The organism is Polynucleobacter sp. AP-Sanab-80-C2, from assembly GCF_035012965.1.
Classification (GTDB): domain Bacteria; phylum Pseudomonadota; class Gammaproteobacteria; order Burkholderiales; family Burkholderiaceae; genus Polynucleobacter.
This window is the reverse complement of the sequence record NZ_JAYGQS010000005.1, coordinates 190,017-203,484: the sequence shown is the minus strand read 5'-3', so window position 1 is coordinate 203,484 and position 13,468 is coordinate 190,017. Positions and strand designations below refer to the sequence as shown.

The window sequence follows — 13,468 nt, the reverse complement described above, 5'->3', positions numbered from 1 at the left end:
ATTCCTTTTTCTGTAATTGAAGCGAATTTGGTGTTTTGAGAACACTCAAACTATAACCAAGCCGTAATCATCGGCTTTCCCGAGGGTTTTGACAAACGATAACCATTCATGAATAGATGAATGAAAATCATGTATATTCTATTTACATGAGAAAAATACCAAATTATGTACTTTTGCGAGCTTTTGAAGCGGCTGCACGCCTCGAAAGCTTTACTTTGGCTGCTCATGAGCTACATCTCACTCAGTCAGCCATTAGCCATCAAATTAAAGAGCTTGAAGACTATTTTGGTAAGCCGCTATTTTTGCGAAAGAACCGTAAAGTTGAGCCGACAGCTGAAGGGCGGCGTTTATTAGATTCACTCTCCAGAGTATTTGATGTCATTGAAGCAGCATGCAATGAAGTAACCCTTGCTCCAAACTCACAAGTTCTTGCCTTGCACTGCTCACCCAGTTTTGCAGCCAAATGGCTCAGTCCAAGACTGCCAGAGTTCATTAAAGATAATCCTGATATCACCATTCGACTCACTTCCGGAGCTGAGCCCATTGACCTATTGCGCAATCAAGAAATTGATATTGCCATCTCTTATCAATCGACTCATGAAGGCCCAGGAATTACTTCCCTATCTTTAGGAGAAGAAAACATTGCGCCACTATGTTCCCCTGAATTAATTGACCCAAGAATTCCAGTAGAAGAATTAATGAGTAAATTAACCTTGATTGAGTCTTCACTTAATCACCATACCTGGGAGCAATGGTTTGAGATTAATCATCTCAAAAACCCATCGACACGGAAGATGTCATTTGATCGTGCAGCCCTTTCTGTATCGGCTGCAGTAGATGGCATCGGTGCCGTGCTTGAGAGTGTGCGCTTTGCCGAAAGAGAACTATCGCGTGGAGAGCTTGTGGAACTGGGCAAAGGTATCTTTTTACCGACTACCGATAGAACCCATTTTTTATCCTATCGGTCAAATACTAAAAACAGTCAAAAAATTAAAGTCTTCAAAGACTGGATATGCATTAAGGCTGGTATTGCTACAAGCTAAAGTAATGGCTCATTTATTAGCTAAACACTTTTTCCATTTCACGACGAAATTGAATGGCTTGCTTAGTGGCATCGTAATCTACATCACTCCAGCACACTGGCTTTCCTGCTGGAATATCCTTATTCAACACCATGTTGTGAGCCAAACCAATAGGTAGAGCTCCGAGCTTTAATGAATCTGAGGCAGTCATCAGTTTTCCGTAGACAGTGAAGCCACCCTCTCCATCCAACTTCTCGCCCGCTTTGAGCGTACGCTTAGCGGTAGCCACTACATCACCCTTCCAATCGCCAGTCGCTCCAGTAGCCTCTCCACGTACCGCAATACTGGCTACTGAAATACCCAACTCCAGACCGATCAAGTGATAAGGCTTATACATCGCTGCATATTTACCGGTGTTATCTGTTTTTAGGCCGTATTGTGAGAAGCAATCAATCACATATTGACTGGGCGCTTCAAACACTGCAAAAACACCCCAACGTAAATCCCTAAATACCGGACGCCCATCTCTCTCAACTGAAGATACCACCTCAACAGTTCCTTTTTGAGTCAGGATCCCACCTTCGGAAATCGGTCGGAAAATATGTGGCAAGTCGTCCACTCCGCAAGGTGGAAACTCTAATCCATTGCTTGGCGGATTTAAATCGCAAGCGTTTGACACTGCAGCCATTTCCAGCGCAGATTTCGTGCCATCCAAAAAAGAATTGAACATTTGCGCATTGAAGTCACCGCCAGCAACTTGCTCCTCAGAAAATCCATAGTGACCCCAAACGGTATCGGGTGTGGACTGATGATAGACAGGTAAATATTTAGTGCCCTTACCTGCACACACCACTTCTAAGCCAATCGTTCTTGCCCAATCCACCAGCTCCGCAATAAGAGCAGGCTGATCTCCAGAAGCCATCGAGTAAATCACGCCCGCCTCTGCTGCTTTGCGTGCCAGTAATGGTCCTGCTAAAACATCTGCTTCTACATTGACCATAATGATGTGCTTGCGATGATCAAAACAAAGCAGGGCATGTCGAATACCAGCAGCAGGGCTGCCTGTAGAGTCAATCACAATATCAACGTGCTCACTAGCGATCATTTTTTCTGCCTCATCAGTCACAAAAGTGGCGCCCGACTTAGCAGCATCTTGCAATGATGTAGCGCTATAGCGAGGTGCATCCCAGCCTACCCTAGCCAGCGATTCTTTGGCGCGCGCAGGAGAAAGGTCAGCCACCGCAACCAAATGAATGCCTGGAGTACGCGGTACTTGCGAGAGATACATCGAGCCAAATTTACCAGCGCCAATGATGCCTACACGCACGGGGTTATTGTTAGCAGCGCGTGCTTTGAGCTTTTGAATCAGGGACATCTAAAAATCTCCAGTAAATTCAGTAATCAAAAATAATGAAGTCATCATAAGGCATCAAGAGCAAATATTATTTTTTCAATGATGCTTGCGCTACCTTATAAATGCTATTTGCATTTACGCCGAAATACTCACGTAAGGCAGCTCTTGTATCACTTCTACCGAAACCATCCGTACCGAGCGTGATGTAACTTCTATCTTCTGGAATATAGGCACGTATGCTTTCTGGTAAAGCATGGACATAGTCAGTTGCCGCAATAATTGGGCCGTGACCTTGTGCTAGAACCTGGCTAATAAATGCCTGCTCAACATCAGACTCACCTGAAAGTCTTGCTTGCTCTTTTGTCTTACCATCCCTTGCTAACTCACTCCAACTAGTCACGCTAAATACATCAACATGGATTCCAGAATGAACAAGCATCTCTGCCGCTTTTAATACCTCGGTCATGATGGCACCGGAACCCAGCAAACTCACATAAGAATTACCATCACCCTTGGCGGTCTTCATTGTCTTGAACTTATAGCACCCACGAATAACGCCCTCAGTTACGTTCTCAGGCAAATCAGGTTGGGCGTAGTTCTCATTCATGAGGGTGATGTAATAAAACAAATCTTTTTGATCAACTAGCATGTCCCGCATACCTTGCTCCACAATCACCGCCAACTCGCCAGCAAAAGCAGGATCATATGCCTTGCAATTCGGAATGGTTGCAGCAACGAGTTGGCTACTACCATCTTGGTGCTGCAGGCCTTCGCCACCTAATGTTGTTCTACCAGAGGTCGCGCCCAATAAAAATCCCCTAGCACGTTGATCAGCAGCCGCCCAGATCGCATCGCCAATTCTCTGAAAGCCAAACATCGAGTAATAAATATAAAAAGGCAACATCGCAATTCCGTGGACGCTATAGCTAGTTGCTGCAGCAGTCCAGCTTGCAATGGCTCCCGCCTCACTAATACCCTCTTCCAAAATTTGTCCATCCAATGCCTCGCGATAGCTAAGTACAGAACCAATATCTTCTGGTTCATAGCGTTGGCCAACACTGGAGTAAATACCAACCTGCTTAAATAGATTGGCCATACCAAATGTGCGTGCTTCATCTGCAACAATGGGTACCACTCTAGGTCCCAACTGTTTATCTTTCAGCAAATTTCCAAGCATGCGCACAAAAGCCATCGTTGTGGACATCTCTTTATCTTCAGCCTTGATGGCAAAAGCTGCATATGAAGTGATATCAGGCACATTGAGCTTGTCGCATTCTGAATAGCGCTTAGGTAGATGTCCGCCAAGATGATTGCGCTGATTTTTTAGATATTTGAGCTCTTCACTATTCTCATCAGGCCTAAAGAAAGTGAGGCTAGTAGCCTGTTCATCGGTCAATGGTAAGTTAAAGCGATTGCGATATTCGATCAAAGCCTCATCGTCTAACTTTTTCTGGCTATGGGTAGTCATTTTTCCTTGACCAGCATTGCCCATGCCATACCCTTTTTTAGTATGGGCCAAGATCACGGTAGGTTGACCTAAATGGTTGGCAGCGGCTTGATAGGCTGCATGGATTTTGACTAAATCATGACCGCCTCTTTTCAGTCGATCGATTTGCTCATCCGTCATTCCTTGAGCAAGGCGTGCTAATTCTTCATTTTGTCCAAAGAAATTTTTGCGATTAAAGCTGCCATCCTTTGCTGCAAATGTTTGCATTTGTCCATCGACAGTTTGTGCAAAAGCCTTAACCAGCGCTCCGGTAGTATCTCTTGCAAAAAGCCCATCCCAATCACTACCCCAAACTAATTTGATAACGTTCCAACCAGAACCTCTAAACAGTTTTTCTAGCTCATCAATAATTCTGCCGTTGCCACGTACTGGGCCATCCAAACGTTGTAGATTGCAATTGACCACCCAAACTAAGTTATCCAGCTTCTCTCTGGAGGCCAATGTCAGAGCACTCATACTTTCTGGCTCATCCATCTCGCCATCACCAAATACACCCCAGACTTTTCTAGTTGAGCAATCTAGTAATTTACGATCACTGAGGTAGCGCATAAAACGCGCATGATAAATCGAGCTTATCGGACCAATCCCCATTGAGCCTGTTGGAAACTGCCAAAAATCTGGCATTAACCAAGGATGTGGATAGCTTGATAAACCTCTTGCTCCTGATTCAGGCGCAGTAATCTCGCGTCTGTAATGGGCAAGATCATTTTCAGTCAGTCGTCCCTCTAAATATGCGCGGGCATATACCCCCGGAGCACTATGTGGCTGAAAGAAAACCAAGTCCCCACGCTCAGTAGCATCACCACCCTCAGTCCTTGCGCGGAAAAAATGATTAAACCCAACCTCAAATAAATCTGCTGCACTAGCATAGCTAGCAATATGACCACCCAATTCACCATAGGCTTCATTTGCTTTCGCGACCATTGCCAGCGCATTCCACCGCATGAGTGAAGCCAACTTTTCTTCAATCGCAAGATCTCCTGGAAAAGGAGGCTGCTGATCCACAGGGATCGAGTTGATATAAGGTGTGACTAAATCAGGCACCCAATTAATTTGATTTTTGTTAGCCAGCTTTACTAAATTATCCAGAATGAATTTAGCCCGCGCACTATCGCCTGAAGCGAGCAAATCCATAAAGGCCTCATTCCACTCCGCGGTTTCTGCAGGATCAGTGTCGATGTGCTCTGGATTTAAATATTTTTTGATATCGGGAGCGTTCACGAAAAATTCCTCTGTAACTTTTTATGTTCTAAATTCATAACATCACCTTACGAAAATCACCCAATAATTGGGTGAGATGGGTAGTGAAGTGCGTAGCTAAGGCGCCGTCAATGACGCGATGATCAGCGGTCATGGATAGTGGGCAAATCAAACGTGGAACAAATTGTGAACCATTCCACACAGGCTTCGTGGCCGACTTATTCACCGCTAAAATAGCTACTTCGGGTGCATTCACAATGGGAGCGCAGTAGGTGCCACCAATACCGCCCAATGAAGAGATCGTAAAAGATGCGCCCTGCATCTGATCTGGCTTCAGCTTTCCTTCTCGAGCCAGCAGGGCTAACCCAGCAGTCTCTTTGGCGATCTCGCGAATGCCTTTCTGATCAGCATTACGTATCATGGGTACGACGAGACCGCCTGCAGTATCTACTGCAAAGCCGATATGGAAATACTTTTTCAAAATAAGATCTTCGCCATCGAGCGAAGAATTCAATGTGGGGTACCGCTTAAGAGCAGCAACTACGGCTTTGATTAAGAATGCCAACAAAGTAATTTTTACTTCATCTTTCTGATTCTCTTTATTTAATGCGGCACGAAACTCTTCCAAATCAGTAATGTCAGCATCATCGTGATAGGTTACTGCCGGAATCATGACCCAATTACGCGCTAGATTGGCAGCTGAAACTTTCTGAATGCGACTGCGAGCTTGGCGTTCTATTTCTCCAAACTTTGTAAAGTCCACTTTAGGCCAAGGCAGAAGATTAAAACCTGGAATGCCATGACTCACTTGAGAAGGAACACGCTCTCTTGCCAACATGGAGTGCTTGATAAATTGCTGAACATCTTCTTTGGTAACTCGACCTCTTTGGCCACTACCGTGAACTTGCCCAATATCGACACCAAATTCACGTGCAAATTTTCTAGTGGATGGGCCAGCCCAAAACTCGGGCCCAGCAGCGGCTTGATCCCTTTCAATTTGTAGCAAATTCTCAACTCCAGGAAATGCAATCTCAATACCCACAACCCCTCCAACCATTCACGGGTGTTTCAATGACTTTATTGTGTTGGATTACAGGCAAAATAGGATGCTAATAATGATCTATAAATCTTAATTTTCAGCATAATATGCTGATATTAGTAATTTTTGAGGAATTTTATGAAGCTAGACCCCATAGATATCAGAATTTTGAACGAACTCCAGAATGATAGCTCCCATAGCAATGTGGAGCTAGCTAAGCGGGTTCACCTATCCCCGTCACCGTGCCTCATGCGCGTCAAAGCATTGAAAGATAAAGGTGTCATCAGAAACTATGTTGCTCTGGCAGACCCCAAGGTTTTAGGGCTTGGCTTAAATGTCTTTATTTCTATTAGCCTGAAAGAGCAGTCTAAAGAAGCGTTGGCTGCATTTGAACAACGCATTTCTGAACACGATGAGGTTATGGAGTGCTATCTGATGACTGGTGATAGTGACTATCTTATCCGGGTGGCAGTAGCTGATATGGGTGCATTGGAAAAATTTATCCTGGAGCAATTAACACCTATCCCTGGGATTGAAAAAATTCGCTCTAGCTTTGCCTTAAAACAAGTACGCTATAAAACTGCCTTACCATTACCAAAGTAAAAGTAGGGCAATATAGAATTTATCTGAGACACTATTAAGAAAGAAAGTAATGCCACAAAAAAATAAAGTAGCACTCGTCACTGGAGCAGGAGTAGGGATTGGAAGGGCAGCAGCTAAAGCGCTTCTTAAAGGAGGCTATCAGGTCGTTGTCACTGGGCGCAATCTAGAGAAACTAGAAAAGGCAATTATCGATATCGGCGGAACAAGCGAGAACTGTCTTGCGATCACTTGTGATGTTGGACAGCCTGACCAAGTAAAAAAATTATTCGCCGCCCTAAAAGAACGCTTTGGACGCATTGATGTGCTTTTTAATAATGCAGGTATTGGCGCCCCAGCAATTCCGATGGAAGACTTGACATACGAGCAGTGGATGAATGTGGTGAATTCAAATCTCTGCGGCGCATTCTTGTGTTCTCAAGAAGCAATTCGCATGATGAAAGCGCAATCACCTCAAGGTGGCAGAATTATTAATAATGGCTCAATCTCCGCACATGCACCAAGACCAATGTCAGCGCCCTATACAGCCACTAAACATGCGATTAGCGGCTTAACAAAAACAATTTCGCTTGATGGCCGCCCATTTAATATTGCTTGCGGTCAAATTGATATTGGCAATGCAGCAACCGAAATGACTGAGCGTATGGCTGCCGGAATCATGCAGGCCGATCAATCAATTAAAGTTGAGCCGCGCATGGATGTTGACCATGTTGGAGAAGCGGTTCTCCACATGGCCCAACTTCCACTAGAGAGCAATATTCTCTCAATGACAATCATGGCTACCAACATGCCTTTTGTTGGCAGAGGTTAATTAAATTACCGTGGCTCAAATGATCATTAGCAGGGATAAGTCATGAAAAACTCGCATCGTCGTAAGGTACTTTCCCTGGTAATTGCTGCCACACTCTTACCCAGTTTTCATGCTATCTCTGCCCCAGATAATGATTATCCAAATCGCTCGATAAAACTGGTTATCCCCTTCCCTGCGGGAGGTAGCACTGATGCAATGGCGCGTAATCTCGGCCCAGCCCTCGGAAAAGTACTCGGGCAATCGATTGTGATCGAGAATAAATCTGGCGCCTCCGGTACAGTTGGCGCAGATTTTGTTGCAAAAGCTGCACCTGATGGATACACGCTACTGATGGGAACCTTACATCTCACGATTGCCCAATCCGTTTTCCCAAAACTCAATTACCGTATTGATAAGGATTTGATTCCGATTGGAACGGTAGGAATGATTCCCAATGTTGTAGTGGTAAATGCATCCATTCCAGCAAATAACATCAAAGAATTAGTTGTCCTAAGCAAAGTAAATTCCGATAAATATGATTACGCTTCAGTTGGACCGGGGTCTGCACATCACCTTATTGGAGAGATGTTCAAAATTAAAACGGGCGCCAGCTTAACTCATATACCGTATCGCGGTAGTGCTCCTGCTGTAGTTGATTTGCTTGGCGGTCAAATATCGGTCATGTTTGATACGATTCCATCCGCCCTGCCTCATATCAAGGATGGAAAAACAAAAACATTGGCCGTGACAACTGCAAAACGTTCTAGCACCCTACCAAATGTGCCCACCTTAATTGAGTCTGGAATAGCAATCGACGTGGGCACTTGGAATGGATTAATGGCGCCCGCAGGCACCGATCAAGCAATCATCGATAAACTCAATCGAGCAATTGTGTCCGTGCTAAGTGACCCAGAGATGCGCAAACAATTGCAAGCACTTGGCATTGAACCAATGCCAAGCACCCCAGCCGAACTGAAGGTACGCATCAGCAAAGAAATTGTTGACTACAGTAATTTGGCTAAAGAACTAAAGCTCAGCGTTGAATAGTTCAAAACTTAATCAATTTTTTTGAGCGTCTTAATATAACGCTGTGCATTTTTTACATAGCGTCCAGCGATTTCGCCGATACTTGTAATTTGCTCTGGCGTGAGGACTTTCACTGCTTTAGCAGGAGAGCCAATAATCATCGAGCCATCTGGAAATTCTTTACCTTCAGTAACTAAGGCACCAGCACCAACCAAACAATGCTTACCAATCTTGGCGCCATTCAAAATTACTGCGCCAATTCCAATTAGGCTGCCATCACCAATACTGCAGCCATGGAGCATCACTTGGTGACCCACAGTCACATTCTTGCCAATCAAGAGAGGATAGCCAGGATCTGTATGAAGTACTGATGCATCTTGCACATTACTGCCTTCACCAACTTGAACCAGATCGTTATCGCCGCGGATCACAACTTTGGGCCAAATATTAGCGCTTTGATGAAGCTCAACCCTACCAATCACTTCTGCGCTCTCAGCAACCCAAGCACCTTCCGCTAATTGAGGGGCATTTCCGTCTAGTTCATATATAGCCATGACTCATTATAGGTATGAATCAGGCCATATATGAAAGACTAAAGCTATCACTTACTGCAAAAGAATTACCAGTTCGGCTCACGATCTGGAGTAGAGGAAATACGATGCACACTTAAGTCAGCCCCCTCAAATTCTTCTTCCTGTGACATCCGAATTCCAAGGACAGCTTTTAAGGTTCCATAGACTAAGATGCCGCCGATCAAAGCGATACCAACCCCTAAGACACTGCCAATCAGCTGACCCGTAAAAGTTACTCCGCCAATTCCACCCAATGCCTTGGCACCAAAGATGCCAGCAGCCAGACCACCCCACAAGCCACATAATCCATGCAAAGGCCAGACGCCGAGTACGTCATCAATCTTCCAGCGGTTTTGTACCAAGGTAAACATATAGACAAACAAGGTGCCTGCAACTAAGCCAACCACTAAAGCACCAACCGGATGCATTAAGTCGGATCCGGCACATACTGCTACCAAACCTGCAAGAGGTCCGTTATAGGTAAAGCCAGGATCGTTGCGTCCAACTACCCATGCAGCAAGGGTGCCACCGACCATTGCCATCAAAGAGTTCATAGCAACTAAACCACTGATTTTGTCGATTGTTTGCGCACTCATCACATTAAAACCAAACCAACCTACCGCCAAAATCCAAGCACCCAATGCCAAGAAAGGAATACTAGATGGTGGATGTGCGGAGATTTGGCCCTCTTTGGTATAGCGACCACGGCGCGCACCCAAGAGAACCACTGCCGGCAAAGCGATCCAACCACCAACTGCGTGGACTACGACAGAACCAGCAAAGTCGTGGAACTCCTCACCGGTCAAGCCTTTGATCCAAGCCTGAATACCGTAGTGCTGATTCCAAGCAATACCCTCAAAGAAGGGATACACAAAACCCACCAATACAAATGTTGCGATTAGCTGTGGATTAAATTTAGCGCGCTCAGCAATACCGCCTGAAATAATTGCTGGAATTGCAGCAGCAAAAGTTAATAAGAAGAAAAACTTTACCAACTCATAACCATTTTTCTCAGCTAGTAATTCAGCGCCGGAGAAAAAGCTCACGCCATAGGCAATGCTGTAGCCAATAAAAAAGTAAGCGATGGTCGAAACAGCAAAGTCGACCAAAATTTTTACTAAAGCGTTCACTTGATTCTTCTTACGAACCGTTCCGAGTTCTAAGAAGGCAAAGCCAGCGTGCATGGCAAGAACCATGATTGCGCCGAGCAAAATAAACAAAGCATCAGTACCTGATTTCAAAATTTCCATATGATTTTCCCCTTCTATTTTTTGCATCATTATGGGGAATAAAAAAATCTAAATAGGTGCAAATTGCACTTATTTAGTGCATAAATTAGGTATATTTATGGTTTATGATGGTTTTACATACACCCAAGGGAGAACCCATGAAGAAAGTCCTCGTTTTTTTAGCTGCTTTTACGGCATTTTCTGGCCTAGTACAAGCTCAATCAAACGCCAACGTAAAGTTACTGAGTACCCAAGAACTTATAAACGTTTGCAAATTACCTGCTAGCCCAGAATCCCGCAGCTTCTGTATTGGCTACTCCACCGCAATTTATGACACTTATCTGGCTACACGTCATCCACAACGCGCACAACCTTTTATTTGCCTGAAGCAACCCGCCCCATCGCGCGATGAAGTGATCGCTGATTTCGTCAAATTTGGACAAGAGCATCAACAAACTGCTGATAAACCAGCAGCAGGCGTGTTTTTGGGCTTTTTGGCCGCACGCTTTCCATGCGCTAAAAAATAATCCGAGCACTCTTCAATTAAAAATTAATTTAAAGGATCTGTTGATATGAAAAAAATTATCGCGATTACTGTAGCAACTCTCGCAATTGCCGGTTGTTCAAATATGAGCAACACTGAACAACGCACCCTATCCGGCGCAAGTATTGGTGCAGCTGCTGGTGCAGTTGGCACCGCTATTTTCCACGGCAACCCGATCTGGGGTGCAGTTGGTGGCGCAGCTGTTGGCGCTGCATCTGGTTATGTTTATGACGCTTATAAGAAAGAACAAGCATCTGAATATAACTCTGGATACAACGCTGGTAAAAATAATAAGCCGGCTAATGCGCCTAACTAAATTAGTTATCTAGCTATCGCCTTAGCAACTTCAAGGCACACACTGCCCAGCTTGTATTAATTTACCAGCTGGGTTTTTATTTGGATATCGCCAGCCAAGGCCTTATGAATTGGGCATTTATTAGCAATCTCTATTAATCGTTCTTTTTCTTCTGCGCTCAGATTGCCTTGCAACTGGATGTCGCGAATCAATATTTCAACATCATCTACTCGCTCAATATCGACTGTCACAATCGCATTCTCTAAATTCATCGACTTTCGCGTTGAATACATTTTGAGTGTCATGCTAGTGCAGGCAGCCAAAGCGGCACCTAAATACTCATGGGGGGTAGGGCCAGTTTCATTGCCACCATGAGTCACGTAAGCATCAGATAAAAAATGCAAGTCGCCGGTAGTCAATTTTTGTTGCAACGGGCCATCGCCAAACTGGGATACTACTTTTCTCATCATCTCTCCAAATTGATTAACTGAATATTGATTTTTAAAAAAAATGATTTAACTTGCATGGGGTTTGCTGATCTTCTCGACAGTAGGTAATCCAGCCTTCTTCCAAGAACTAAATCCGCCCTCCAGATGGCACACATTGGGTACGCCCATTTTTTGCAAAGTCTCGGTCGCCAAGGCTGAGCGCCAGGCAGAAGCACAATATAAAACTAGTCGCTTGCCTTCGCCAAAAATAGGCTTGTAATAAGGACTATCGGGGTCAACCCAAAATTCCAGCATCCCCCGCGGAGCATGCAAAGCATTGGGAATCATGCCCTCTCGCTCGAGCTCTCTTACATCACGAATATCCACAAATACCGTATCGGAATCCGACAATAATTCTTGCGCCTGATTCAAAGGAACTGTTTCAATTTGCGCCATAGCGCCATTAATCAGAGCCTGATATCCAATCTTTAATTTCACCAAAATCTCCTAAAGTGCCAATGTTTTGTATTGCTTGGTCACCTGCTAACATTCTCCTATGAACTTTACTCTCACAGAACTTGGTGCAAGTATTATTTTTGCAATCGCAGTCTTGCACACCTTTTGTACTAGTTATTTTGAATCTCTCGCTAAAACCATCCCGAAACATGCTGGTCTTTGGCATCTCCTGGGCGAGGTAGAAATTGTCTTCGGCTTTTGGGCTGCCGTTCTCATTATCTACATATCTTTTATCGATCATTTAGGCGCTGCAAAAACCTATTTAGATCAACGTAACTTTACAGAGCCGTTGTTTGTCTTTGCCATCATGATTGTGGCTGGCAGTAAACCCATTTTGTATTTTTCGACACAACTCTTGCATACCATTGCCAAAGGTATGCAAGCCTTACTGCGCACTCGTAGCGCTCCAACCCTTTATTTTCTGACTCTAGGGATCACACCGCTCTTGGGCTCTCTCATTACTGAGCCGGCAGCGATGACCTTAGCAGCTTTTTTGCTGCGCGATTTGGTATACCGCCACCAGTGCTCGAAGGCCTTGCTGTTTGGGACCCTAGGGGTACTGTTTGTGAACATTTCGATTGGTGGAACGCTGACTAACTTTGCTGCGCCACCAGTACTCATGGTTGCCTCAACCTGGGGTTGGAGTTCGGCATTCATGTTCACGCATTTTGGTTTTGAATCTTGTGTTGCGATTTTTATCAACGCTCTTGGCGCAACGCTCTTATTTCAGAAACAACTAATTGAACCAAACGAGTCTCATAAACCTATCAAGATTCCAGTTGTCGTCATTACGATGCACCTAATCTTTTTACTAGGCGTAGTCGTATTTGCACACGATCCTATTATTTTTATGTGGCTCTTATTATTTTTTATTGGCTTCACTACAGCCTATCCAAAACATCAAAGCCCGCTCATTATCAAAGAAGCACTCCTAGTTGGATTTTTCTTGGCGGGATTGGTTGTCTTAGGCGCTCTTCAAGGATGGTGGTTGCAACCCATTCTGGAAATGATGAGCCCTACAGCAGTGTTTTATGGAAGCCTAGTCTTAACTGCGATTACCGATAACGCGGCATTAACTTACTTAGGTTCACTAGTGTCAGGTACCTCACTCGAATTCAAATTAGCATTAGTAGGGGGCGCTGTTGCTGGCGGCGGTCTCACAGTCATTGCCAATGCCCCAAATCCAGCGGGTATTGCGATATTGCGCAGTTACTTTCCGGGGGGCGCCGTTTCAGCACTTTATTTACTGCTTGCTGCGTTACCACCCACATTAGTCGCTATTGCAGCATTTCGCCTCTTATAGGTAAAGCAAAGCACTTCACAGTAAAATCTGAGCTTCGCCCCCA

13 protein-coding genes and 1 pseudogene are annotated in these 13,468 nt (G+C 44.7%); 7 read left to right on the top strand and 7 right to left on the bottom strand.

The window, feature by feature from the left end:
- Positions 1-146: 146 nt before the first annotated feature.
- The gene (locus VC178_RS09605) at positions 147-1,043 is read left to right on the top strand and encodes a LysR substrate-binding domain-containing protein (protein ID WP_323482374.1); all 897 of its coding nucleotides are present in this window, start codon (positions 147-149) and stop codon (positions 1,041-1,043) included.
- Between the two features lie 16 nt (positions 1,044-1,059).
- On the opposite strand, the gene VC178_RS09600 is transcribed toward VC178_RS09605, so the two are convergent.
- From VC178_RS09600 to VC178_RS09590, 3 genes and pseudogenes are all read right to left on the bottom strand, one after another.
- Positions 1,060-2,397, bottom strand: a complete 1,338-nt coding sequence (locus VC178_RS09600; RefSeq protein ID WP_323482373.1) for an NAD(P)H-dependent oxidoreductase — start codon at positions 2,395-2,397, stop codon at positions 1,060-1,062.
- A gap of 67 nt (positions 2,398-2,464) precedes the next feature.
- Complete coding sequence (gene mdeB / locus VC178_RS09595) at positions 2,465-5,104, bottom strand: alpha-ketoglutarate dehydrogenase (RefSeq protein WP_323482372.1); 2,640 nt, start codon at positions 5,102-5,104, stop codon at positions 2,465-2,467.
- A 34-nt stretch (positions 5,105-5,138) separates the two neighbouring features.
- A pseudogene (locus VC178_RS09590) lies at positions 5,139-6,041 on the bottom strand (2-oxo acid dehydrogenase subunit E2); the annotation flags it as partial.
- A gap of 219 nt (positions 6,042-6,260) precedes the next feature.
- Here VC178_RS09590 and VC178_RS09585 point away from each other — a divergent pair.
- Genes VC178_RS09585 through VC178_RS09575 form a run of 3 tightly spaced genes read left to right on the top strand, consistent with a single transcriptional unit; the run spans position 6,261 to position 8,559 of the window.
- The gene (locus VC178_RS09585) at positions 6,261-6,725 is read left to right on the top strand and encodes an Lrp/AsnC family transcriptional regulator (RefSeq protein ID WP_323482371.1); all 465 of its coding nucleotides are present in this window, start codon (positions 6,261-6,263) and stop codon (positions 6,723-6,725) included.
- A gap of 49 nt (positions 6,726-6,774) precedes the next feature.
- On the top strand, positions 6,775-7,533 hold the full coding sequence (locus VC178_RS09580; protein WP_323482370.1) for an SDR family oxidoreductase: 759 nt from the start codon (positions 6,775-6,777) through the stop codon (positions 7,531-7,533).
- A gap of 42 nt (positions 7,534-7,575) precedes the next feature.
- Positions 7,576-8,559, top strand: a complete 984-nt coding sequence (locus VC178_RS09575) for a tripartite tricarboxylate transporter substrate binding protein (protein WP_323482369.1) — start codon at positions 7,576-7,578, stop codon at positions 8,557-8,559.
- A gap of 8 nt (positions 8,560-8,567) precedes the next feature.
- Here VC178_RS09575 and VC178_RS09570 read toward each other — a convergent pair whose 3' ends face one another.
- A complete protein-coding gene (locus VC178_RS09570; RefSeq protein WP_216126850.1) occupies positions 8,568-9,092 on the bottom strand; it encodes a gamma carbonic anhydrase family protein in 525 nt (174 codons plus the stop codon).
- Positions 9,093-9,157: 65 nt separating this feature from the next.
- On the bottom strand, positions 9,158-10,360 hold the full coding sequence (locus VC178_RS09565; protein WP_323482368.1) for an ammonium transporter: 1,203 nt from the start codon (positions 10,358-10,360) through the stop codon (positions 9,158-9,160).
- A 137-nt stretch (positions 10,361-10,497) separates the two neighbouring features.
- Here VC178_RS09565 and VC178_RS09560 point away from each other — a divergent pair, with 137 nt between their 5' ends.
- Positions 10,498-10,866, top strand: coding sequence for a Rap1a/Tai family immunity protein (locus tag VC178_RS09560; RefSeq protein ID WP_323482367.1), 369 nt, complete (start codon positions 10,498-10,500; stop codon positions 10,864-10,866).
- 45 nt (positions 10,867-10,911) lie between these two features.
- A complete protein-coding gene (locus VC178_RS09555) occupies positions 10,912-11,199 on the top strand; it encodes a membrane lipoprotein lipid attachment site-containing protein (protein WP_216126861.1) in 288 nt (95 codons plus the stop codon).
- A gap of 56 nt (positions 11,200-11,255) precedes the next feature.
- On the opposite strand, the gene VC178_RS09550 is transcribed toward VC178_RS09555, so the two are convergent.
- Together VC178_RS09550 and VC178_RS09545 are read right to left on the bottom strand one after the other, a co-directional pair.
- Entirely contained in the window at positions 11,256-11,648 is a 393-nt protein-coding gene (locus VC178_RS09550) for an OsmC family protein (protein ID WP_251369992.1), read from the bottom strand.
- A 45-nt stretch (positions 11,649-11,693) separates the two neighbouring features.
- Complete coding sequence (locus tag VC178_RS09545; protein WP_323482366.1) at positions 11,694-12,104, bottom strand: rhodanese-like domain-containing protein; 411 nt, start codon at positions 12,102-12,104, stop codon at positions 11,694-11,696.
- Positions 12,105-12,162: 58 nt separating this feature from the next.
- Here VC178_RS09545 and VC178_RS09540 point away from each other — a divergent pair, with 58 nt between their 5' ends.
- Positions 12,163-13,425: a putative Na+/H+ antiporter gene (locus tag VC178_RS09540; protein ID WP_323482365.1), complete on the top strand. Its 1,263-nt coding sequence runs from the start codon at positions 12,163-12,165 to the stop codon at positions 13,423-13,425.
- Positions 13,426-13,468: the final 43 nt, after the last annotated feature.

Coding starts and splice junctions, on each gene's coding strand:
- VC178_RS09605 (WP_323482374.1), top strand. CDS start 147: ATGAGAAAAATACCAAATTATGTACTTTTGCGAGCTTTTGAAGCGGCT.
- VC178_RS09600 (WP_323482373.1), bottom strand. CDS start 2,397: ATGTCCCTGATTCAAAAGCTCAAAGCACGCGCTGCTAACAATAACCCC.
- VC178_RS09585 (WP_323482371.1), top strand. CDS start 6,261: ATGAAGCTAGACCCCATAGATATCAGAATTTTGAACGAACTCCAGAAT.
- VC178_RS09580 (WP_323482370.1), top strand. CDS start 6,775: ATGCCACAAAAAAATAAAGTAGCACTCGTCACTGGAGCAGGAGTAGGG.
- VC178_RS09575 (WP_323482369.1), top strand. CDS start 7,576: ATGAAAAACTCGCATCGTCGTAAGGTACTTTCCCTGGTAATTGCTGCC.
- VC178_RS09570 (WP_216126850.1), bottom strand. CDS start 9,092: ATGGCTATATATGAACTAGACGGAAATGCCCCTCAATTAGCGGAAGGT.
- VC178_RS09565 (WP_323482368.1), bottom strand. CDS start 10,360: ATGGAAATTTTGAAATCAGGTACTGATGCTTTGTTTATTTTGCTCGGC.
- VC178_RS09560 (WP_323482367.1), top strand. CDS start 10,498: ATGAAGAAAGTCCTCGTTTTTTTAGCTGCTTTTACGGCATTTTCTGGC.
- VC178_RS09555 (WP_216126861.1), top strand. CDS start 10,912: ATGAAAAAAATTATCGCGATTACTGTAGCAACTCTCGCAATTGCCGGT.
- VC178_RS09550 (WP_251369992.1), bottom strand. CDS start 11,648: ATGATGAGAAAAGTAGTATCCCAGTTTGGCGATGGCCCGTTGCAACAA.
- VC178_RS09540 (WP_323482365.1), top strand. CDS start 12,163: ATGAACTTTACTCTCACAGAACTTGGTGCAAGTATTATTTTTGCAATC.